The 21022-nt window shown below is 62.4% G+C and carries 21 protein-coding genes; 15 read left to right on the top strand and 6 right to left on the bottom strand.

Features of this window, described 5'->3' with window-relative positions; genetic code table 11:
- Positions 1–104: 104 nt before the first annotated feature.
- From C8D92_RS07840 to hemW, 9 genes are all read left to right on the top strand, one after another.
- A complete protein-coding gene (locus C8D92_RS07840) occupies positions 105–800 on the top strand; it encodes a YggS family pyridoxal phosphate-dependent enzyme (RefSeq protein WP_116918988.1) in 696 nt (231 codons plus the stop codon).
- Between the two features lie 94 nt (positions 801–894).
- On the top strand, positions 895–1731 hold the full coding sequence (proC, locus tag C8D92_RS07835) for a pyrroline-5-carboxylate reductase (protein WP_116918987.1): 837 nt from the start codon (positions 895–897) through the stop codon (positions 1729–1731).
- Positions 1732–1806: 75 nt separating this feature from the next.
- Entirely contained in the window at positions 1807–2391 is a 585-nt protein-coding gene (locus C8D92_RS07830) for a YggT family protein (protein WP_095611525.1), read from the top strand.
- 142 nt (positions 2392–2533) lie between these two features.
- A complete protein-coding gene (locus tag C8D92_RS07825) occupies positions 2534–4498 on the top strand; it encodes a dynamin family protein (RefSeq protein WP_116918986.1) in 1965 nt (654 codons plus the stop codon).
- A gap of 67 nt (positions 4499–4565) precedes the next feature.
- A complete protein-coding gene (gene metX / locus C8D92_RS07820; protein WP_095611523.1) occupies positions 4566–5714 on the top strand; it encodes a homoserine O-succinyltransferase MetX in 1149 nt (382 codons plus the stop codon).
- Complete coding sequence (gene metW / locus C8D92_RS07815) at positions 5711–6304, top strand: methionine biosynthesis protein MetW (RefSeq protein WP_095611522.1); 594 nt, start codon at positions 5711–5713, stop codon at positions 6302–6304. Before metX ends, metW begins: the two co-directional genes overlap by 4 nt.
- A gap of 10 nt (positions 6305–6314) precedes the next feature.
- Complete coding sequence (locus tag C8D92_RS07810; RefSeq protein ID WP_095611521.1) at positions 6315–6764, top strand: DUF4426 domain-containing protein; 450 nt, start codon at positions 6315–6317, stop codon at positions 6762–6764.
- Between the two features lie 9 nt (positions 6765–6773).
- Positions 6774–7388, top strand: coding sequence for an RdgB/HAM1 family non-canonical purine NTP pyrophosphatase (rdgB, locus tag C8D92_RS07805; protein WP_095611520.1), 615 nt, complete (start codon positions 6774–6776; stop codon positions 7386–7388).
- Entirely contained in the window at positions 7381–8523 is a 1143-nt protein-coding gene (gene hemW / locus C8D92_RS07800) for a radical SAM family heme chaperone HemW (RefSeq protein WP_116918985.1), read from the top strand. The genes rdgB and hemW overlap by 8 nt, the downstream gene beginning before the upstream one ends.
- Positions 8524–8652: 129 nt before the next feature.
- On the opposite strand, the gene trmB is transcribed toward hemW, so the two are convergent.
- From trmB to C8D92_RS07785, 3 genes are all read right to left on the bottom strand, one after another.
- Complete coding sequence (gene trmB, locus C8D92_RS07795) at positions 8653–9369, bottom strand: tRNA (guanosine(46)-N7)-methyltransferase TrmB (RefSeq protein ID WP_116918984.1); 717 nt, start codon at positions 9367–9369, stop codon at positions 8653–8655.
- 61 nt (positions 9370–9430) lie between these two features.
- Complete coding sequence (locus C8D92_RS07790; protein ID WP_116918983.1) at positions 9431–10951, bottom strand: YifB family Mg chelatase-like AAA ATPase; 1521 nt, start codon at positions 10949–10951, stop codon at positions 9431–9433.
- 75 nt (positions 10952–11026) lie between these two features.
- On the bottom strand, positions 11027–11278 hold the full coding sequence (locus tag C8D92_RS07785; RefSeq protein ID WP_095611516.1) for an accessory factor UbiK family protein: 252 nt from the start codon (positions 11276–11278) through the stop codon (positions 11027–11029).
- 293 nt (positions 11279–11571) lie between these two features.
- Between C8D92_RS07785 and glnK the strand changes: the two genes are divergently transcribed.
- Together glnK and C8D92_RS07775 are read left to right on the top strand one after the other, a co-directional pair.
- The gene (glnK, locus tag C8D92_RS07780; RefSeq protein WP_095611515.1) at positions 11572–11910 is read left to right on the top strand and encodes a P-II family nitrogen regulator; all 339 of its coding nucleotides are present in this window, start codon (positions 11572–11574) and stop codon (positions 11908–11910) included.
- Between the two features lie 67 nt (positions 11911–11977).
- On the top strand, positions 11978–13243 hold the full coding sequence (locus tag C8D92_RS07775; protein ID WP_095611514.1) for an ammonium transporter: 1266 nt from the start codon (positions 11978–11980) through the stop codon (positions 13241–13243).
- A gap of 77 nt (positions 13244–13320) precedes the next feature.
- Here C8D92_RS07775 and C8D92_RS07770 read toward each other — a convergent pair whose 3' ends face one another.
- Entirely contained in the window at positions 13321–13533 is a 213-nt protein-coding gene (locus C8D92_RS07770; RefSeq protein WP_095611512.1) for a DUF6316 family protein, read from the bottom strand.
- Between the two features lie 107 nt (positions 13534–13640).
- Entirely contained in the window at positions 13641–14501 is an 861-nt protein-coding gene (speE, locus tag C8D92_RS07765) for a polyamine aminopropyltransferase (protein ID WP_095611511.1), read from the bottom strand.
- 89 nt (positions 14502–14590) lie between these two features.
- On the opposite strand from speE, the gene speA reads away from it, so the two are divergent.
- The 3 genes from speA to C8D92_RS07750 all read left to right on the top strand — a co-directional run bounded on the left by speA (position 14591) and on the right by C8D92_RS07750 (position 17866).
- Positions 14591–16507 carry a biosynthetic arginine decarboxylase gene (gene speA, locus C8D92_RS07760; RefSeq protein WP_116918982.1) on the top strand — a complete coding sequence of 639 codons (1917 nt, stop codon included), beginning with the start codon at positions 14591–14593 and terminating at the stop codon, positions 16505–16507.
- 61 nt (positions 16508–16568) lie between these two features.
- Positions 16569–17216, top strand: coding sequence for a sigma-70 family RNA polymerase sigma factor (locus C8D92_RS07755; protein ID WP_095611509.1), 648 nt, complete (start codon positions 16569–16571; stop codon positions 17214–17216).
- Positions 17213–17866 (top strand): ChrR family anti-sigma-E factor, encoded by a 654-nt coding sequence (locus C8D92_RS07750; RefSeq protein WP_116918981.1) that lies wholly within the window; start codon positions 17213–17215, stop codon positions 17864–17866. The genes C8D92_RS07755 and C8D92_RS07750 overlap by 4 nt, the downstream gene beginning before the upstream one ends.
- Positions 17867–18147: 281 nt before the next feature.
- Here the strand turns inward: C8D92_RS07750 and C8D92_RS07745 are convergent, their stop codons facing one another.
- A complete protein-coding gene (locus tag C8D92_RS07745) occupies positions 18148–18870 on the bottom strand; it encodes an SDR family oxidoreductase (protein WP_116918980.1) in 723 nt (240 codons plus the stop codon).
- Positions 18871–19011: 141 nt separating this feature from the next.
- On the opposite strand from C8D92_RS07745, the gene C8D92_RS07740 reads away from it, so the two are divergent.
- Positions 19012–20787 (top strand): acyl-CoA dehydrogenase C-terminal domain-containing protein, encoded by a 1776-nt coding sequence (locus C8D92_RS07740; RefSeq protein ID WP_116918979.1) that lies wholly within the window; start codon positions 19012–19014, stop codon positions 20785–20787.
- The last annotated feature ends 235 nt before the right edge of the window (positions 20788–21022 follow it).

Below are 21022 nucleotides of genomic sequence, written 5' to 3'. Positions count from 1 at the left end.
GGCGTTCGCTGGTACCGGGCGGTAGTCTAGAGACCGTCTGAGGAGGCCCTTGTGACACCCCCGGAACCCCTGAGAACCGCACCGGAAAGGCCCGGAACTTCCGAATGAACAGCATAGCAGACAACCTCGGGACCGTAACCCGACGCATACAAAAAGCAACACAGGCCGCAGGCCGGCCAGATGGGGCCGTGAGCCTGCTGGCGGTCAGCAAGACCCACCCCCCGTCGGCGATCCGCGATGCCGCAACCGCCGGCCAGCGCCGGTTTGGTGAAAACTACCTTCAGGAAGCTCTGGAGAAGATGGAGGCCCTGTCGGACCTGAGCGATCTGGAGTGGCATTTCATCGGCCCGATCCAGTCGAACAAGACGCGGGACATCGCCGCCCGCTTTGACTGGGTCCATAGCGTCGACCGCCTGAAGATCGCGCGCCGCCTGAGTGACCAGCGCCCGGCGGGCATGGCGCCGCTGCGAATCTGCCTGCAGGTGAACATTGACCGGGAAGCGAGTAAGTCTGGAGCCGACCCGGACGAGGTGCCGGCGCTGGCAAGGGCCATCGCTGCGCTCGAAAACCTGGAGCTGGCGGGACTGATGGCGATCCCCGACCCGAACCAGGCGGAATCGTCCCTGCGTGCCAGCTTCCGTCGACTCGCCGGATTGCTGGCGACGCTTCAGGAGCAGACGACGGACGGGCCCATCCCGCAGACACTGTCGATGGGGATGTCCGGTGATCTGGAAATCGCCATCGCGGAGGGCGCGACCCTGGTGCGGGTTGGTTCAGCGCTGTTCGGCCCCAGGGGATAGTCCCTGCCCGGCTGATTCGCCAATGGAATAAGCCCCGCGATGAAGTCGTGCCTGTTATGATGACGCTTTTGCCTGAATCGGAGGGAGCCCTACCGTGAGCACACCCCGCACCATCGCCTTCATTGGCGCCGGCAACATGGCCAATGCCATCATCGGCGGCATGCTGGAAAACGGCTTCAACGCTGACAACCTCTGGGTCAGCGCCCCGGACGACAGCCACCTCCAGAGAATCCGCAAGCAGTCGGGGGTCAGCGTCACCACCGACAACCGCTATTGCGCACAACAGGCCGATATTATCGTGCTGGCGGTCAAGCCCCAGATTATGCGGTCGGTCTGCGAAGAGATCGCGCCCGTGGTCCAGAACACACGCCCGCTGATCGTCTCAATTGCCGCCGGACTCGAAGTGGACACGCTTGATGGCTGGCTCGGCGGCGGCATGCCCATCGTGCGCTGCATGCCGAACACACCGTCACTGGTTGGAAAAGGGTCGGCCGGGCTCTATGCAACCGACAGTGTTGGCGACGATCAGCGCAAGGCGGTCACGGCCATCTTTGAGGGCGTGGGGATTGCTCTCTGGGTCCCAGACGAGGCCATGCTGCATTCGATTACGGCATTGTCCGGCAGCGCTCCCGCCTACTTTTTCCTGATGCTGGAAGCCATGGAAGAGGCCGGTGATGAACTCGGCGTCGAGCGCGAGCAGGCCCGTTGGCTGGCCATTCAGACCATGGCCGGTGCCGCCGAGATGGCCCGGCGCGGCCCCGATGAACCCGCCCAGCTCAAGCGCAACGTCATGTCACCCGGCGGCACCACGGAAAAAGCCGTCGAAACCTTTGAGGATGGCGACCTGCGCGGACTGGTCCGGCGCGCCTGCCAGGCGGTGATCAAGCATTCGAAAGCGATGGCGGCGCAATTGCGCGACAACGCGTCCTGAACCATCACTGGAAATTGACCGGGATAATCCCCATGATTTTTCCACCACCGATTAGTTGTTGAACGGAGCCTTTCAATGCTGGCTGAAATCGTGATCACGGTCCTGCAGCTTGTATCCACCTTTTACCTGACCGTCGTACTGCTGCGCTTCCTTCTGCAGATGGCGCGGGCGGATTTCTACAACCCGATCACCCAATTCGTCGTGAAAGCCACCAACCCACCGCTGCGCCCGCTGCGCCGGATCATTCCGGGCTGGGGCGGGATCGACGGAGCCTCGCTGGTACTCGCCATCCTGATCCAGGGGCTCGTGTATCTGCTCATTCTCGCCGCGCTGAGCAATGGGTTCCCGGCGATCAACCCGGTCACTCTGCTGGCCTGGTCGGTCGTGACGGTCCTCGGGCTGATCGTGAAAATCTATTTCTGGTCGGTTCTCGCGATCGTGATCATCAGCTGGATTGCCCCTGGCAGCCCGCACCCGGCGATTCAACTGGTGGGGCAGCTCACCGAACCGGTGATGCGACCGGTGCGCAGCATCATGCCATCCATGGGGGGGCTGGACCTGTCCCCCATCATCGTGTTCCTGCTGCTCAACGTCATCTCCGTTGTGATTGAGCACATGGCCCAGGGCGTGGGACTGGGGAACATTGGCGTCGGGCTGTGACTGTCGTCACGTTTTACATTTCCTTACCAACCGACGTGGCGACATTCGATAGCATCACACTATAGTGTCCGTTATCCATACCCAGAGTGAGTGACCGGTTCGGCAGGGACACGCCGATCCGGTTGCGGAGACGAGCAGTGTCATGCAGATGAACGGCAGCCTGTCACAACAAGTCGAGGCCTATCACGACTGGAAAAAGGAACTGATCCGCCAGATAGCGCGCTACCGGCTCTGGCTCCAGGACAATGACCTTTTTTCCGAGGACGTCAGTGACCGTATCCGCCACGGCCTTGAGTTACTCGTCGAGGACGAACTGACGCTCGCGTTCGTGGGCGAGTTCTCCCGCGGCAAGACCGAGTTGATCAATGCCCTGTTCTTTGCCGGTTACGGTCAGCGCATGCTGCCCTCCGAGGCCGGGCGCACCACCATGTGTCCGACCGAGCTGTTCTTCGACCGCAACCGGAACCGCAATTACCTCCAGCTGCTCCCGATCGACACCCGCCGGGAAGAGCCGTCACTCCAGCAACTGCGTCGCGAGGACGCCTGGTGGGAGCATCACGAGCTTGACACCAGCTCGCCGGACACCATGCGGGAAGTCCTCTCAGAAGTCGCGCGCGTGCGCAGCGTATCGGTTCGCGAGGCCCGGGAGCTGGGCTTCGATGAGAAAATGCTGGAGTCCGACCCGGAGCATAACGACAACGTTCTGATTCCAGCGTGGCGCAGCGCCCGCATCAGCATCCAGCACCCGTTGTTCGAGCGGGGGCTGCGCATTCTCGACACCCCCGGACTGAACGCGCTGGGCTCGGAACCGGAACTGACCATCAGCATGCTGCCCGCCGCCCATGCGGTCATATTCCTGCTGAGCGCGGACACCGGCGTCACCGCCAGCGACATGACCATCTGGAAAGAGCACATCGCCACCGAGGACTCGGATCACCGGGCGGGTCGGTTTGCCGTCCTCAACAAGGTGGACATGCTCTGGGACGACCTGGAGGGGGAGAGTCACTCTCAGGACGCCATCCGACGTGTCCAGCGCGATACGGCGCGACACCTCAACATCACACCGGACGACGTGGTGCCGGTCTCCGCCAAACAGGGGCTGCACGGTCGGGTGCGGGACAACCAGTCACTGTTCGATCACAGCGGCCTTGGCAATCTTGAGGACCTGATCGTTGATCGCATTCTTCAGTACAAAGAGGACCTGATCACCCAGAGTCTGATCAATGATCTGGTCGGAATGCTTCAGAACAGTCAGGCCGCCATGCAGAGCCGCCTGTCTTCCATGCGCGAGGAGCTGGACGCCTGCCGTGAGCACCGGGTCGACCGCGAGGCACTCAAGCGCCTTGCCGAACGCTCCCAGCAGGACTACGACTTCTATTACCGCAAGCTGATTACACTGCGTTCCAGCCGCCGCCTGATGCAGTCCCAGGGGGATCTGCTCGCCGACATGGTGTCCCAGGAACGCTTCGACCAACACGTCAGCAAAATCCGGCACCTGATGGGAAGCAGTTGGACCACCCCAGGGCTGAGCCGGGCCATGGACCACTTTTTTGAGCGGCTGGAAAACGACTTCAACAACCTGCTGATGGAGGGGCGTTTGGCCGAGAAAATGGTCGGCTCCATCTACCGGCGCTATAACGAGGACAACCGAACTCGTCACCTGGAGCCCATTCCGCTGCGCGCCGGCCGGCACCTGATTGCCCTGCGCGACCTGCGCCGCAAGGCCGACCGCTTCCGGCGCAACCCCAGGAACCTGCTGTCCGGCCAGAACCGACTGATCCAGCGCTTCTTCAACGTCATGGTCACCGAAGCCCGGCGACTGCACGAACGGGTGCGGGCCGACGTTGACCGCTGGCCACGAGAAGCGCTGCTCCCCATCATGCAGTACTCGCTGGAGCAGAAGAAGCTGCTGGAGCACCAGATTCGCCGGGTACGCGACATGGCTCGCAATGACCAGACCCTGCGCAGCGAACGCGAGCGCCTGACTGACCGCATCGCCGAGCTGGAAAAGCAGCTCGATCTGGCCGACGGCATGCTGCGCCAGATCCGGCTCCCGCCACCAACGCAGATGCAGCAAAAGGTGGTTAACCTCTCCGGCATCGCCTGATTTGCAGAGCCCCCGGCGGCGCTTTACACTGCGGCGTTCGCCGGAATGTCAAGGATTCTGCCACACCATGCCCGAAACGCTGCCGCCGGACTGTGTCGGCCTGGTTGAGCCCCGGACGCTTCACTTCAGCGACCCCCTGCCGCTGGCCTGTGGCCAGTCGCTGGGCGAGTACGATCTTGTCGTGGAGACTTACGGCACGCTCAACGAGGAGGCGTCCAACGCCATCCTGATCTGCCACGCATTGAGCGGCCACCACCACGCGGCGGGCTACTACAGTCTCGATGACCGCAAACCGGGCTGGTGGGACAGCTGCATCGGCCCCGGCAAGCCCATCGACACCAACCGCTTTTACGTGGTCAGCGTCAACAACCTGGGCGGCTGTCACGGCAGCACCGGCCCAAACACCGTGAATCCGGCGACCGGCCAGCCCTATGGCCCGGATTTTCCCGTCATCACCGTTCGCGACTGGGTCGATAGCCAAATCAAGCTGGCGGACCGACTCGGCATCCAGCAATGGGCGGCAGTCGTCGGTGGCTCGCTCGGCGGCATGCAGGCGCTGCAATGGGCCATCTCCTACCCGGATCGGTTGCGCCATTCGGTGGTGATCGCCTCCACACCCCGACTGACCGCCCAGAACATCGCTTTCAACGAAGTCGCGCGACGGGCCATCACCTCCGACCCGGAATTTCATGGCGGCCGCTACTACGAGCACAACACTGTGCCACGGCGCGGGCTCATGCTCGCCCGGATGATTGGCCACATCACCTATCTGTCCGACGCCTCGATGGGCGAGAAATTCGGCCGTGAACTGCGCGAACAGGCCTATCAGTTCGGTTATGACGCCGAGTTTCAGGTGGAGAGTTATCTGCAGTACCAGGGGGAACGCTTTTCCGAGTCGTTCGACGCCAACACCTATCTTCTGATGACCCGCTCACTGGATTATTTCGATCCGGCCTATGAATTCAACAACGACCTGGCGGCGGCGCTACGCCATGCACAGTGCGAGTTCCTGGTGCTGTCATTCAGTTCGGACTGGCGCTTCACGCCCGCCCGCTCCGAGGAGCTCGTCAACGCGATGATCGCCGCCCGCTGTCGGGTCAGCTACTCGGAAATCGACGCACCCTGGGGGCACGACGCCTTCCTGATTCCCACTCCCCGGTACATGGACACCTTCTCCGCGTACATGGACCGGGTCGCCCGGGAGATTGGCGCATGAGAGCGGACCTGGAAATTATCGAACGCTGGATTCAGCCCGAGAGCCACGTTCTGGACCTCGGCTGCGGCGACGGCACGCTGCTGTCCTACCTCCAGGGCGAGAAGAACGCGACGGGCTTTGGGCTGGAAATCAGCCCGGAGCACGTTGCCGAATGCATGAATCGGGGCGTCAACGTCATCGAGCAGGACCTGGACGAGCAGGGCCTGGGCAACTTCGAGGACCAGAGCTTTGACGTGGTGCTGATGACCCAGGCCCTGCAGGCCGTGCGCCGGCCCGACATCATGCTGGACGAGATGCTGCGCCTGGGCCGCGAGTCGATCGTCACCTTTCCCAACTTCGCCTACTGGCGCCTGCGCTGGTATTTGATGTGGCGGGGTCGCATGCCGGAATCGGACACACTACCCTACAAATGGTATAACACCCCGAATATCCACCTGTGCACGTTCAAGGATTTCGAGGCACTGTGCTACCGCAAGGACATCCAGATCCTGAACCGCACGGTGGTGGACAGCGAACACCGGTATCGCTGGTTCAACCGGCTCTGGCCGAACATGCTCGGTCAGATCGCCATCTACCGGATTACGCGTTAGGGAGGCTCCCATGACCGTCCGATCCTTTTTCCACTGGCTGCTGCTTATCGGCCTGGCGGTTCTGCCGCTGTCGGCGGGCGCCGGTCAGTACAAGTCTTTCGGCGACTATCAGCTGCACTACAGCATTTTTCCCAGCAGCACATTGCAGGCAGACATCGCCAAGCAGTACAACCTGACGCGCAGCCGCTCCATTGGCGTCATCAACGTCAGTCTGCTGAAGCAGTCCGGCAACCGGCTCGAGCCGGTTAACGGCCAGGTGGAAGTGCGCATTGCCAACGACGTACAGCAGGAGTGGTTCCCGGGCTTTCGGCGCATCCAGGAAGGAGAGGCCACCTATTACCTGGCCTCATTCCAGTTTGTGGAAGGCGACCTGCTGACCTTCCACATCTCGGCAACCGTGCCGGGGCGGGATCGGCCCATGCGTGTCCGGGTTGCCAAGACACTGTTCAATGACGGGTAATCGCCAACTATGACCGCACGTCGCCTGGTACTGGCCAGCAACAACAAGGGCAAACTGGCGGAACTGGACCGGCTGCTCTCACCGCTGGGCATTCATCCGACACCTCAAGGCGAGCATGATGTGCCGGAGGCGGACGAGCCTGCCGTGACATTTGTCGAGAACGCCCTGCTCAAGGCCCGGAACGCCGCCCGCCATACCGGCCTGCCGGCGCTGGCCGACGATTCCGGCCTGTCGGTGGACGCTCTGGGCGGCGCACCGGGGGTGCGCTCCGCCCGCTATGCGGGACCGGGTGCGTCGGACCGGGACAACATCGACCAACTGCTTGCCAGGCTGACCGATGTGGATGACGGCCATCGCTCGGCGCAATTCCACTGCGTACTGGTCTATCTGCGCCACGCCGACGACCCGACGCCCCTGATCTGCCACGGCATCTGGCGCGGCCACATTCTTCAGGAAGTGCGCGGCGAAGGCGGCTTCGGTTACGACCCGGTCTTCTGGGTGCCGGATGCCGGCTGCACCGCCGCTGAACTGGAGGCGGAGACCAAGGCCCGCATCAGCCACCGGGGCCAGGCCCTGGAAGGCCTTCTGGACCGGCTGGCCCACCAGCTTGGCGGTCATGACTGACACCAGCCGGCCACCGCTGAGCCTCTACATCCACGTCCCCTGGTGTGTTCGCAAGTGCCCCTACTGCGACTTCAACTCCCACGCACTGACCGGGGATCTGCCCGAAGGCGCCTACCGTCACGCGTTACTGGAAGATCTGCAGGAGGACCTCGGCGGCGTCGACAACCGCCCGATCGACACCGTGTTCATCGGTGGCGGCACGCCGTCCCTCATGTCGGCTGACTTCTACCACTGCCTGTTCGACGGGTTGCGCGAGCACCTCACCCTGGCACCAGACGCCGAGATCACTCTGGAAGCCAACCCCGGCACCCTGGAACAGGGCCGATTCCGGGGCTTCCGGGAGGCCGGCATCAATCGGCTGTCCATTGGTGTGCAGAGCTTTCAGGCATCGCACCTTGAGGTGCTGGGGCGCATTCACGACGCCGACGCCGCGCGACGGGCCATGGACGAGGCCCGTGCCGCCGGCTTCGAGCGCTTCAATGTGGACCTGATGCACGGCCTGCCAGACCAGACTGTGAACGACGCCATCGCCGACCTGCACACCGCCATGGCCCACGAGCCGCCGCACATCTCGTGGTACCAGCTGACCCTGGAACCCAACACGGCGTTCTACAGCGCGCCCCCTCGCCTGCCGGATGAAGAGACGCTCGCCGCCATCGCCGACGCCGGCGCCGAGACGCTTTCCGGCAGCGGCTATCGGCCCTACGAAGTCTCCGCCTGGTCACGGGACGGCGACATTGCGCGGCACAACCTCAACTACTGGCAGTTTGGGGACTACCTGGCCCTGGGTGCCGGCGCCCATGGCAAGATCACATTCCCCAACGGTGATATCCGCCGCTACTGGAAAACCCGCCAGCCCGAGGCCTACCTCAACCGCCTGGGCAGCCGCACGGCAGGTCAGTCCACCATCGAGCCGTCCGAGCGGCCCCTGGAGTTCCTGATGAACGCCCTGCGGCTGACCGATGGCGTGGAGGAGGCTCTATTTGAGGCACGCACGGGCGTGCCACTGTCGTCTATCCAGGACGAGTTGACAGCGTTACGGCAGGAAGGGTTGCTGACACCGGACCGGCTCCAGACGACGCCAATGGGGCAACGGTATCTGGATTCGATTCTGCAGCGATTTCTTGGGGACTGAATTCGCTACGGAAGAAGGTTTTAAAGTTTTAAGGACTTAAAGTCTCTACGTTCTAGCGCAGGTGGTGTGCCCGCGGCGAATGCCGTCGACACTTTAAAACCTTCAGACTTTAAAACTTTCAGACCCTTTTCAATTCGTTCGCCGGAACACCAGATCCCAGACACCATGCCCTTTGCCCAGCCCGCGTTCCTCAAACTTGGTGATCGGCCGGTCCTTCGGGCGGGGGGAGAAGCCGTTTTCGGGCATGGTGTTCGCGAATCCTTCGGCCGTGCTCATCACTGCCATCATGTGCTCGCTGTAGTTCTCCCAGTCGGTCGTCAGATGGAGCACCCCGCCGACCCGCAATTTGTGGCGCAGGCGCTGGACGAACTCCGGCTGGATCAGGCGGCGCTTGTGGTGGCGTTTCTTGTGCCAGGGATCGGGAAAGAACACCATGACCCGGTCGAGCGAGGCGTCCGGCAGGCAAAAGTCGATGACGTCGTTGGCGTCGATGTTGTAAACCCGGACGTTTTCCAGCCCGCGGTCCTCGACTTCCTTGAGCAGTGCGCCCACGCCCGGCCTGTGGACTTCCACGCCGATAAAATCCTGCTCCGGCGCCGCTTCGGCCATGGTGGCCATAGACTGCCCCATGCCAAAGCCGATTTCCAGGTTGAGCATCGCCTGCCGACCGAACAGTTCCCGCGGCTCAATCATGCCGTCGGAACGGCTCAGACCGAAACGGGGCCAGCTCCGCTCCCAGGCTTTCTCCTGGCCCGACGTCATCCGGCCCTGCCTCAGCACAAAGCTGCGGATGCCTTTGCGGGTGGTGACCGGTTCGTCGGTTGCGCTGTCTTTCTGGTCCGTCATGGGGCATTGGCCTCGTTGCTCTCGTTCAGTGGCGAGAGTTTACCAGAGCGCCTTCCCCGGATCAGGCCGGCACGCCCGACGGACTGTGCCGCCGGTCCAGTTTCCGGTAGCCCAGCGCCTCCACCAGATGGGAGCGCTCAAGCGTCTCCGCGCCCTCCAGATCCGCCAGCGTCCGGGCGACCCGGAGAATCCGGTGCAGGGCCCGCGCTGAGAGGCCCAGCTTTTCCATGGCCTGGGTCAACAACTGACGGCCGCTATCGCCGGGGTCGCAGGCCTCATCCAGTGCACTGCCCGCCAGCTCGCAGTTCAGCGCCCCACGCCGGGCCTGCCGTTCCCGGGCGGCAAGCACCCGCGCGCGAACCGTCGCACTGTCTTCCGGAGTCTGGTCCTGACGAAGCAGCGTATCGCCATCCTGCACCGGCACTTCCACATGGAGGTCAAAGCGGTCCAGCAGCGGCCCGGAGAGGCGGGATTGATATTTCATGACCTGCTGCGGGGCGCACTGGCACTCGATGGTGGGATGCCCCTGATAACCGCAGGGACAGGGATTCATGGCGGCGACCACCTGGAAACGGGCGGGATATGTGACCTGCTGGGCCGCGCGGGAGATGACGATTTCACCCGATTCCATCGGTTCGCGAAGGACTTCGAGCACCTTTCGACTGAACTCCGGCAGTTCGTCCAGAAACAGCACGCCCCGATGGGCCAGTGAGATCTCGCCGGGCCGGGGATTCGAGCCACCGCCCACCAGCGCCGCCGCCGATGCGGTGTGGTGCGGCCCGCGGTACGGCGGTCGTCGCCAGCCGTCGGTTTCCACCGGCTGACCCGCGACAGACCGCACACTGGCCACCTCCAGCGCGGCCTCATCGTCCAGCGGCGGAAGAATGCCCGGCATACGGCTCGCAAGCATGCTCTTACCCGTGCCCGGCGGACCAAAGAGCAGTAGGTTGTGGCCACCGGCTGCGGCGATCTCCAGGGCACGGCGGGGCACATGCTGACCGCGCACCGCCCTCAGGTCCGGGCCGACCGTCAGGGCCTGATCCTCTCGAATCGGCGGCAATGGGGCAATGACCGAGTCCCCGTTCAGATGCGCCACGATGTCCAGCAGGTGGCCAGCCGCGTAGACATCATCGCCGGCGGCGAGGGACGCTTCCTCTGCGTTGGCCGCCGGAATCATCAGCGACCGGCCATCGTGCCGTGCCGCGATGGCCGCAGGTAACACGCCCCGAACCGGTCGGACAGCCCCATCGAGAGCCAGCTCGCCCACGCACTCCAGCCTCGCCAGGGGCTCACTCTCGATCTGACCGGACGCCGCCAGAATACCCAGGGCAATGGGCAGATCGAACCGGCCACCCTCTTTGGGCAGGTCCGCCGGGGCCAGGTTGATGGTGATACGACGGGTCGGAAATTCAAAACCGGCATTGATCAGGGCACAGCGCACCCGGTCTTTACTTTCTTTTACGGCGGCCTCGGGCAGGCCAACGATCGACAACGACGGCAGACCGCTCGCCAGATGGGTTTCCACGGTGACAGGTGGCGCCGACACGCCCAGTCGGGCGCGGGTGTGCACGATTGCAAGCATGATGGTCTTCCCTGAACGAGGGCCCGGACCATCCTGTCCGGGCATTCATGGAGGCTGTCGTCCTGACCGGCTCCGTTATTGCGATTGTTGCTGCTCCAGCTCAGCGACGCGCTTTTCCAGCGCTTCGACTTTCTCGCGGGTGCGCAGGAGCACGGCCTGCTGGGCATCGAATTCCTCACGGGTCACCAGATCAAGCCGGGACAGCACGGACATCGCTGTTGCGCGGGCGTGGTGTTCGACATCGTCGCGCGCGGCCTTCGCCATGTCCGGCAGCACCGATCCGAACTGGCCCTGCAACTGGCTGAAAAAATCCTGCGGTGTTTTCACGGCCTTGATCTCCGGTTACCGGTTTTCCGGTTCGGAGTGTACCATAAACATCACGCTGGCCCGGCGAGGGGGTCTGCACCATTGCGGGGCGATCGCCACAGCAGTGCGCCACGATGGCGCACAAAGCTGCCCGAAATGAGGGCACCGCAAAACCAAAGCACTGATTCGAATCGATTTTTTTGCGTTGGCACAACCGATGCTTTCGACCTCGTACGCACTCCGCACACATTGTGTGCGAGGTCGCAGTATCCCGGACTCAATCCGATTGAGACGGCTTTAACGAGGAGACAGCAATGAAACTTGTGACTGCAATCATCAAGCCCTTCAAGCTCGACGATGTCCGCGAGGCACTGTCCGAGATTGGCGTTCAGGGCGTGACGGTGACTGAGGTGAAAGGCTTCGGCCGTCAGAAGGGGCACACCGAGCTCTATCGGGGTGCGGAATACGTCGTGGACTTCCTGCCCAAGGTCAAGGTTGAGGTGGCCATCGGTGACAGCCTGCTGGATCAGGTCATCGAGTCCATTTCCAAGGCGGCTAACACCGGCAAGATCGGCGACGGCAAGATCTTCGTCACCCAGCTGGAACAGGCCATGCGCATCCGGACCGGCGAAACCGACGAAGAAGCGGTCTAGGCACGACCCCGGACGCCAACGCAAAAGAATCATTCATTCCAGATAGGCCTTGTGCGGAGGGCTCACCATGGAAACCAGTGTTTTTCACTTGCAATACGCAATAGATACCTTTTATTTCCTGATCTGCGGCGCATTAGTGATGTGGATGGCAGCAGGCTTTGCCATGCTCGAATCCGGTCTCGTGCGCTCCAAGAACACCACAGAAATCCTCACCAAGAACGTGGCCCTGTACGCAATCGCGTGCACCATGTATCTGGTGTGTGGCTACGCCATCATGTATGGCGGTAACGCATTCCTCGCCGGCATGGGCAGCGTCGACGTGGATGGCGTGCTCGGCAGCTTTGCAGAGCGCGGTGACTTCACCGGCGGCTCCATCTACTCCGGTGCGTCCGACTTCTTCTTCCAGGTCGTGTTCGTAGCAACCGCCATGTCCATCGTCTCCGGTGCGGTCGCCGAGCGCATGAAGCTCTGGGCCTTCCTCATCTTCGCCGTCGCGCTGACCGGCTTCATCTACCCGATGGAAGGCGCATGGACCTGGGGCGGTGCGTCCGTCTTCGGCATGTACTCGCTGGGCGAGCTCGGCTTCAGTGACTTTGCCGGCTCCGGCATCGTTCACATGGCCGGTGCCGCCGCCGCCCTCGCCGGCGTCATCCTGCTGGGTGCGCGTAAAGGCAAATATGGGCCGAACGGCGAAATCCGGGCGTTCCCGGGTGCCAACCTGCCGCTCGCCACGCTGGGTACGTTCATCCTGTGGATGGGCTGGTTCGGCTTCAACGGCGGCTCCGTCCTGAAGCTCGGTGATGTGGCCAGCGCGCACTCCGTCGCCATGGTCTTTCTGAACACCAACGCGGCAGCGGCCGGCGGCGCGATCGCGGCACTGATCACAGCCCGCCTGATGTTCGGCAAGGCCGACCTGACCATGCTCCTGAACGGCGCCCTCGCCGGTCTGGTGGTCATCACAGCCGAGCCGTCCACGCCGAGTGCGCTGCAGGCGCTGATCTTCGGTGCCCTGGGTGGTGTGCTGGTGGTCTTCAGCATCGTGTTCTTCGACAAGATCCGCGTTGACGATCCGGTCGGTGCCATCTCGGTCCACGGCGTCTGCGGTCTGCTCGGCCTGCTGCTGGTCCCGGTCACCAACGGCGGTGCCAGCTTCGGCGGCCAGATTGTCGGTGCCCTGACCATCTTCATCTGGGTCTTCGTCACCAGTCTGATTGTCTGGGGCATTCTCAAGGCGGTCATGGGCATCCGGGTCAGCGAAGAGGACGAGTACGAAGGCGTCGACCTGTCCGAATGCGGCATGGAAGCCTATCCGGAGTTCGTCAGCGCCAAGTAACGAACCACTCCACCGAACGAAAAAAGGGCAACCTACGGGTTGCCCTTTTTTTGCGCCTGGCCGACAGACGATCCGTCTCATTCGCCGGAATCGGCTGCCATCTGCCGGGAGACCAGGTCATCCTCGACGTGTCGCAGATACAACAGCAACGCGTTCTCCGCCTCCCGCTGGGAGCCGAACGGCCCCTCAATGGCGCCTTCCCGTGTCTCAAAAAACCACTCGCCGTTCACGCAACTGAACCGGTCGCTGCGGAACCAGTTCTTTTCCGATTCGCCCTGCCTGACATCCATGATCCACCCCTGACACAACTGCCTGGTTTTTGACCACTCTTTCGGCAGTGTAGACAGGGTGTCACCCCTTGTCAGGGGCGATGTCTGACCCGCATCACACCGGCGCCTCAACCCTCCAGTTGATCACGCATGAACTGTGGCTGTGCCAGGGCTCCGCGGTGAATCGACTCATTGTAATAACGGGTGACGAATGGGCGCTCGGCCGCATCCTCTTCACGGAAGTACACCAGCGGGTTGTCGTGGCTTGCCAGGGTGCAGCTCCACCACCCCGTGGGGTAAACCGGTTGCGGGAACGGCAGGGTATGAACGTGAGAGAGGCCCGCCTCTCTCATGTCCCGGTGCATCGACTGGATGATCGATCTGGTGTGCAACAATGGCGACTCACTCTGCTGGACAAGAATGCCGCTATCCCCCAGCGCCACATGGCAGTCCCGGTAGAACTCAGCAGAGAACAACCCCTCCGCGGGCCCAACCGGATCGGTGCTGTCGATGATGATGACGTCGAAGCGGTCCGGGACGGCGTCTTTTATCCAGGCCACACCATCGCCAAAAAAGAAGTGCGCCCGGGGATCTTCGTTCGCTTCACACAACTCAGGAAACCAGGTTTCGGACAGACGGGTAACGCGCTCGTCAATGTCCACCTGCCAGACTTCCTCGACGTCCGGGTGGCGCAACACCTCGCGCAGAGTGCCGCAGTCCCCGCCGCCAATAATCGCAACACGACGGGGGTTGCGGTGTGTGAACAGGGCCGGATGCGCCATCATTTCGTGATAGAGAAAGTTGTCGCGACTGGAGAGCATCACGCAGCCATCGAGCACCATCAGGTTGCCGAAGGTCTCCGTTTCATAGATCTCGGCGTGCTGATAGGGCGTCTGCTCTTCATGCAGCTTGCGTGTGACTTTCAGCGAGAAAGCGGTGCCCTCGTCCTGAAAGACTTCCGTGAACCACTGGTCGTCGAGTGATGGCATGCTGTTTTCCTCCCGCCCATATCATAACCGGCTGCTTTATCGGTTATTGTACGATGATCCCTGAACACTCAGCCAAGGAACCGCTTCTGATGACTGAATCCCACGTCGAGCGCGCCCGACGCCTGTATAACATCGCCCAGTGGAGCGACGGTTACCTGGCCATTGGCGATGCGGGCGAGGTTCGTATCCGCCCCCATCGCAACAGCAACGACCTGTCCGTCAGCCTTCCGGATCTGGCACGACGGCTGCAGAACGAGGGTGTGCGCCTGCCCGTTCTCGTGCGCTTTAGCGACATCCTTCACGACCGCGTCAACCGGCTCTGCACCGCGTTCAACAGAGCCGCCCAGAAGACTCATTATCAAGGGCACTACGCGGCCGTCTATCCGATCAAGGTCAATCAGCAACGCCACGTTGTGGAGGAGATTGTCCGGGCGGAGCCCGCCGCAAAACACGGTCAGGTGGGACTCGAGGCGGGCAGCAAGCCGGAACTGCTGGCCGTAATGGCCATGGCACCGGCCACGGGCACCCTGATCATCTGCAACGGCTACAAGGACCGCGAGTACATCCACCTCGCCCTGATTGGCCAAAAACTCGGCCACCGCGTATTCATTGTGGTGGAAAAACCCTCCGAGCTGCCACTCATCCTCGAACAGGCCGATGCCCTCGGTGTCGAGCCGCTGATCGGGGTCCGGGCGCGCCTCGCCACCATCAGCCAGGGCAATTGGCAGAACACAGGCGGAGAAAAATCCAAGTTCGGCCTGTCCGCCAGCCAGGTCATGGCCATGATCGACGCACTGAAGGGCGAGAACCGGTTGTCATCCCTCCAGATGCTGCACTTTCATCTGGGGTCGCAGATTGCCAACATCCGCGACATCCAGACCGGCCTGCGTGAATGCGCCCGTTTCTATACCGAACTCAGAGCGATGGGCGTCCCGGTCTCCACCGTGGATATCGGCGGCGGCCTGGGCATCGACTACGAGGGCACCGGCTCGCGCAGCGCCTGTTCCATGAACTACAGCATGGACGAGTACGCGGCAAACGTCATTCACATCCTGCAGACGGCGTGCGACCAGCAGAACCTGCCCCACCCGGATCTGATCAGCGAGTCCGGCCGGGCACTGACCGCCCATCACGCCGTTCTGATCACCAATGTGGTGGACCGCGAAGCCTCGGACGACGCCGAACCTGCACCGGCCGGTGAGCGCGACCCGACACCCGTTCAGGAGCTGACGCGCAGCCTCTCCCGGCTAACGGAGACCGGGCGGCAGCGATCTCTGGTTGAGCTTTACCACGACGTGCTCCATGCCATGGACGACGTTCAGGCCGGCTTCGTCCATGGCACACTCACTCTGGCCGAACGAGCCCGCTCAGAAGAGCTTTACCGCGCCTGCTGTCAGGCGCTGGCACGCCAGTTGGACCCGGGCAACCGCGCCCAGCGCGATTTGCTGGACGAACTCAACGAAAAACTCGCTGACCGGCTGTTCGTCAATTTCTCTCTGTTCCAGTCACTGCCCGATGTCTGGGGCATCGATCAGATTTTTCCGGTACTGCCCATTACCGGTCTCGACCGGCCCCTGACCCGGCGGGCTCTGATCCGGGACATGACCTGCGACTCGGACGGCCGCATGGATCGCTATGTCGAGGACCAGAACATCGAAAGCACCCTGCCTCTGCCCGCCGACACTCCCGGCGAACCCATGCTGCTGGGATTCTTCCTGGTCGGGGCCTATCAGGAGATTCTAGGAGACATGCACAACCTGTTTGGCGACACCAGCTCCGTAGACGTGTCATGCCCTGCCGAAGGAGACTGGGAGGTCCGGCATCTGGCCGCGGGCGATACGGTTGCCGACGTTCTACGCTACGTCAACTTCGACCCGGAGGTGTTGCTGGACCGATACCGGCATCGCTTGGAGGCCAGCACTCTGTCCGATCTGGAGAGGCGCACGCTTTTCGACACCGTCCGAAAGGGGCTGGGCGCGTACACCTATCTTGCCCCGGACATGTGATCCGGGAACAGCTTGCTGCCGTATGTGAATGGAACTGACAAAAACACGGCGAGTGCTTATCATGGCGGAAACGGCAGCAGTCCAAAACGTGATCACCAAGGAGCGTTCAGTGTCCAATCCGACGCGGGGAAACGCCCGTGCTGAAGGCCGAAAAGACCCCTGGAGTCAGCTCCTGGAGCGGGTCGGCCGGCATCAGGACCGGAGCGCCTATAGAGAGCTGTTCGAGCACTTCGGGCCGCAGATCAAGTACTACGCCCTCGCCAATGGCCTCTCGAGTCATGCCGAGGAGCTGGTCCAGGAGGTGTTCGTCTCCATCTGGCGACGGTCTTCGACGTATGACTGGCGCAAGGCGGCGGCATCGACCTGGATTTTCACCATCGCCCGGAACCAGCGCATCGACATGCTTCGCAAGATGCGCCGGACCAGCCGGGAAACGCCGGTCGAAACCGAAGAGCTCTGGCAGATTCCCGGTGAGAACGAAAACGAGCCGGTCACCTCTCTCCATCGGCTGATGTCCGAACGCCGCGTTCGCGATTCGCTCAGGCATCTGCCGGAAGACCAGATCACCGTGATTGCCAAGGTGTATATGGAAGACAAGTCCCACCAGTCGGTTGCCGATGAGCTGGGCATTCCCCTGGGCACCGTCAAAAGTCGTGTCCGCCTGGCACTGAACAAACTCAAGGTCATCCTGCAGGATTCCTCGGCATGACACAGCATCATCCCGACACGCATACCCTGATGGAGTACAGCGCGGGCAACCTCAGCGAGCCTTATGCGCTGTGCATTCGCCTTCACCTCGATCAGTGCGCCCACTGTCGCAGCCAGGTGGATACGCTGGACAGTCTGGGCGCCGTCATGATGGAGTCCCAACCCAGTGCTGACGTAAACGATGACATGTTCGAGCGCATTCTGGGGCGCATCGATACCGAGACCGCGACCGACCTGGAAGTGCACACGGAGCCAAAGGTCCGGACCGCGTACAGCAATGCGCTTGAGCGCATGCTGGAGAGCGACATCAACGATCTGCCCTGGAAACGGCAGCTTGCGGACGTCAGCGTCATGGACATCACTCACCTGTTTCCCGATCAGCACGACCGGGTTGTGCTCCAGAAGCTGACCGCCGGCGGTAAGGCTCTTGAGCATACCCATCGTGGCCGGGAAACCACACTGGTCCTGCAGGGGGCATTCGCCGACAACAATGGCGTGTTTGGCCAGTGGGACTTCGTCACGCTGGACAACCACGACACCCATAAGCCGGTGGCCCTGGAAGGCGACGACTGCATCACTCTGTCGGTATTGACCGCCCCCCTGAAATTGACCGGAACGTTCAGCCGGGTGCTAAACCCGTTTATTCGCTAGTGTCCCGTCTGGTTAATTCGCTGATCTACTGAGCGCCTGAACGCTTTGGGAGCAAGGCGCGGTAGCGAAGGTTTGGTGGTTCCAAATCGAGCTGCCGCAACACCGCTATCAAAGCGTTCAGGCGTTCCCGGAGGGCGCACCGCTGACGCCTCTGGACCTGCGTTGCCACCCCTTGATGTGGAACCACCACACCGGCGGGCTGGCGCCTTGGCCAGAGGCGTCAGCGGTGCGCAGTAGGTCAACGAATTAACCAGACGGGACACTGGCGAGGCCCGCCTCTTTCACCACGGAAGAGGCGAGCCATCCCAACTCACGAACTGCCCGTTCCACGCGGGGTCCAGCCGGTCCCAGAGCGCCAGCAGGCTCTGTGCCGTTTCAGCCGCCGATCTCACGGGCAGTTTTGCCAGTGACTGCTGAAACGGCTCACTGAGCGGTGAATACGTCGTGCCCGGATGGACGGCCACGCAGGCAACCGGGCGTGCCCGACGATGCAGCTCAATGGACAGGGTACGCACCATCATGTTCAGCGCCGCTTTCGAGGCCCGGTAGGCATACCAGCCGCCCATGCCGTTATCACCGATTGAGCCCACCTTCGCGGATACCGCCATGAGTCGCTTCAGACCCCGGTGGGACAGCCAGGGCATCAGTGACTGCACGAGCAACAAAAAGCCGGATGCATTGGCGACGAATGCTCGCTGAAGAGCGTCGGGGGACAGCTCCTCCAGACGCTTTTCCGGGCTCATGGTCTCATCGTGGAGCAGTCCGGCTGCGTAGATCACGCCATCGATCCGAAACGAACGCCCCCACCGATCGGCCAGACGACTCCCCAGATCCATCGAACTGGCCTCCCAGTCCAGAATCGTCACGTGGTCCGGTTCATTCGCCAGCCACCCCCTTGGCTGACGACACAGCGCCCAGACGTGCACGTCTCCCTGACCGGCCAGCTGCCTGACCAGTGCCTCACCGATCGCCCCACTGGCACCGGCCACGATGATATTGCGCATGCTCCTCTCTCCTTCCCCGGTTCGCCCACCAGGACTTACGTTTGCGGGTCGCCCACCGACCAACCACTAAACCAACCGAATTAAACGAGCGTATGACTCTGGTAAGCCAATCGCATAACCCACACAACGGGAGAGTCACGAATGAGTTATCAGGCACCGCTCAATGACATCCGATTTCTGCTCAACGATGTTCTGGGCGTGAATCAGCTCCACGAACTGCCCAACTATTCCGAAGCCACCCCGGACCTGATTGACGCGATTCTTGAGGAAGCCGGACGCGTCGCGGCAGAGGTCATCCAGCCCACCAACCGCCCGGGCGATACGGAGGGTTGCCAGTTTCATCCCGAAACGGCCTCGGTAACAACGCCCACAGGGTTCAAAGAGGCTTACCGGCAGTTTGTGGAAGGAGGCTGGACCGCATTGGATGCCCCGGTGGCCTACGGCGGCCAGGGACTGCCCCACACCCTCAAGTTCGTCGTCGATGAGATGATGTGCTCATCCAACCTGTCACTGGGTATGTATCCGGGACTGACCCATGGCGCCATTTCTGCACTTCATGAACACGGTTCCGACGCGCTCAAGGACACCTATCTCGAGAAACTGATCTCCGGTGAGTGGACCGGCACCATGTGTCTGACCGAACCACAGTGCGGGACGGACCTGGGCCTGATCCGGACCAAGGCGACCCCGGCCGACGATGGCAGCTACCGGATCGAGGGCACGAAAATCTGGATCACGGGCGGCGAGCATGACCTCACCGACAACATCGTGCACCTGGTATTGGCCAAGCTGCCGGACGCCCCGAAAGGCACCAAGGGCATCTCTCTGTTTGTTGTCCCCAAGGTGTTACCGGAAACCGGCGAGCGCAATCCGGCCTGGTGTGGCGGCCTCGAACACAAGATGGGTATCAAGGGCTCGGCCACCTGCGTCATGAATTTTGAGGGCGCGAAAGGTTGGCTGGTCGGCCAGCCTCACGATGGCATGCGCCAGATGTTCACGATGATGAACGAGGCGCGGCTGATGGTCGGCATGCAGGGCCTGGGGCTGGCCGAGACTGCCTTCCAGGAAAGCCTCGGGTTCGCCAGGGAGCGCTTGCAGAGCCGGTCGCTGTCCGGGCCAAAAAACCCGGACGGGGCGGCCGATCCGGTCCTGGTCCATCCGGACGTTCGCCGCATGCTGATGCGCCAGAAGGTGTTGAACGAAGGGATGCGCGCGCTGGCACTGTTCGCCGGCCAGCAGCTGGATCTCTCCATTGCCCACCCCGATGAGTCCGTACGGGAATCGGCGGACGATCTCGTGCAGATCCTGACCCCGGTCGTGAAGGCATTCCTCACCGATGAGGGCTTCAACAACGCCAACACCGGCCTGCAGGTGCTTGGCGGCGCTGGATTTACCACCGACTGGCCGATCGAACAGCTCGTTCGAGACGGCCGTATCGCCCGCATTTATGAGGGCACCAACGGCATTCAGGCCATGGACCTGGCCGGACGGAAGCTGGCGCTGAAGAACGGTCGGCTGATCCGCAACCTGTTCAAGACCATGACCGGCTTCCTGAGTGACCATGAGGATGCGGCGCACCGCGAAGGCCTCAAGCACGCCATCAGAACGCTCGAAAAGGCCACCACCTGGATCGGCGAAAACGGCCCCAGCGATCCCGAACAGGTCGGAGCGGCGGCAACCCCGTATCTCCGGCTGACCGCGCTGACCGTCATCGCGTACCTCTGGAGCCGTCAGGCCACCACAGCTCAGCGACTGCTCGATGCCGGAGCCGGCCAGACGGATTTGCTGAAGGCCAAGCAAACGTCGGCGCAGTACTACTTCGACAAGCTTCTGCCGGAGATCGACTGGCTGCTGGCCGACATCCGCGATGGCAAGGCCTCCCTGATGGCCCTGGAGGACGATCAGTGGGCGGTCTGATGATGATGGCCGGATATGACACGCCGGTGGCCCTTCGCCCCCTTCCGCAAGTCGCCCCGGTGTGGAGAATAGGGCTGGCAGATTAGTGTCTCTGAACTAATCCGGTCCGCTCTGTCCCGGGCGGGCCACTGCCTGTCAGGCCACGCCTTCTTGGCGTGGCCTTTTTTCCCTTTCGCTCCTGTATCGAATCACTCCCATCGTCATGATGTTCACGTTTCATCTCAGCGCACCGCTG

It is taken from the genome of Tamilnaduibacter salinus (assembly GCF_003096655.1).
Taxonomy (GTDB): Bacteria; Pseudomonadota; Gammaproteobacteria; order Pseudomonadales; family Oleiphilaceae; genus Tamilnaduibacter; species Tamilnaduibacter salinus.
Note: the sequence above shows the minus strand (reverse complement) of the source record. Positions and strands in the feature narration are given on the sequence as shown.

Excerpts from the sequence above, each read along its gene's own strand:
- C8D92_RS07775 (WP_095611514.1), top strand. The coding sequence starts at position 11,978 with ATGGAAACCAGTGTTTTTCACTTGCAATACGCAATAGATACCTTTTAT.
- glnK (WP_095611515.1), top strand. The coding sequence starts at position 11,572 with ATGAAACTTGTGACTGCAATCATCAAGCCCTTCAAGCTCGACGATGTC.
- hemW (WP_116918985.1), top strand. The coding sequence starts at position 7,381 with ATGACTGACACCAGCCGGCCACCGCTGAGCCTCTACATCCACGTCCCC.
- C8D92_RS07750 (WP_116918981.1), top strand. The coding sequence starts at position 17,213 with ATGACACAGCATCATCCCGACACGCATACCCTGATGGAGTACAGCGCG.
- C8D92_RS07745 (WP_116918980.1), bottom strand. The coding sequence starts at position 18,870 with ATGCGCAATATCATCGTGGCCGGTGCCAGTGGGGCGATCGGTGAGGCA.
- C8D92_RS07825 (WP_116918986.1), top strand. The coding sequence starts at position 2,534 with ATGCAGATGAACGGCAGCCTGTCACAACAAGTCGAGGCCTATCACGAC.
- C8D92_RS07740 (WP_116918979.1), top strand. The coding sequence starts at position 19,012 with ATGAGTTATCAGGCACCGCTCAATGACATCCGATTTCTGCTCAACGAT.
- metX (WP_095611523.1), top strand. The coding sequence starts at position 4,566 with ATGCCCGAAACGCTGCCGCCGGACTGTGTCGGCCTGGTTGAGCCCCGG.
- C8D92_RS07755 (WP_095611509.1), top strand. The coding sequence starts at position 16,569 with ATGGCGGAAACGGCAGCAGTCCAAAACGTGATCACCAAGGAGCGTTCA.
- speE (WP_095611511.1), bottom strand. The coding sequence starts at position 14,501 with ATGCCATCACTCGACGACCAGTGGTTCACGGAAGTCTTTCAGGACGAG.
- speA (WP_116918982.1), top strand. The coding sequence starts at position 14,591 with ATGACTGAATCCCACGTCGAGCGCGCCCGACGCCTGTATAACATCGCC.
- C8D92_RS07840 (WP_116918988.1), top strand. The coding sequence starts at position 105 with ATGAACAGCATAGCAGACAACCTCGGGACCGTAACCCGACGCATACAA.
- C8D92_RS07770 (WP_095611512.1), bottom strand. The coding sequence starts at position 13,533 with ATGGATGTCAGGCAGGGCGAATCGGAAAAGAACTGGTTCCGCAGCGAC.
- trmB (WP_116918984.1), bottom strand. The coding sequence starts at position 9,369 with ATGACGGACCAGAAAGACAGCGCAACCGACGAACCGGTCACCACCCGC.
- metW (WP_095611522.1), top strand. The coding sequence starts at position 5,711 with ATGAGAGCGGACCTGGAAATTATCGAACGCTGGATTCAGCCCGAGAGC.
- C8D92_RS07810 (WP_095611521.1), top strand. The coding sequence starts at position 6,315 with ATGACCGTCCGATCCTTTTTCCACTGGCTGCTGCTTATCGGCCTGGCG.
- C8D92_RS07790 (WP_116918983.1), bottom strand. The coding sequence starts at position 10,951 with ATGCTTGCAATCGTGCACACCCGCGCCCGACTGGGCGTGTCGGCGCCA.
- rdgB (WP_095611520.1), top strand. The coding sequence starts at position 6,774 with ATGACCGCACGTCGCCTGGTACTGGCCAGCAACAACAAGGGCAAACTG.
- C8D92_RS07830 (WP_095611525.1), top strand. The coding sequence starts at position 1,807 with ATGCTGGCTGAAATCGTGATCACGGTCCTGCAGCTTGTATCCACCTTT.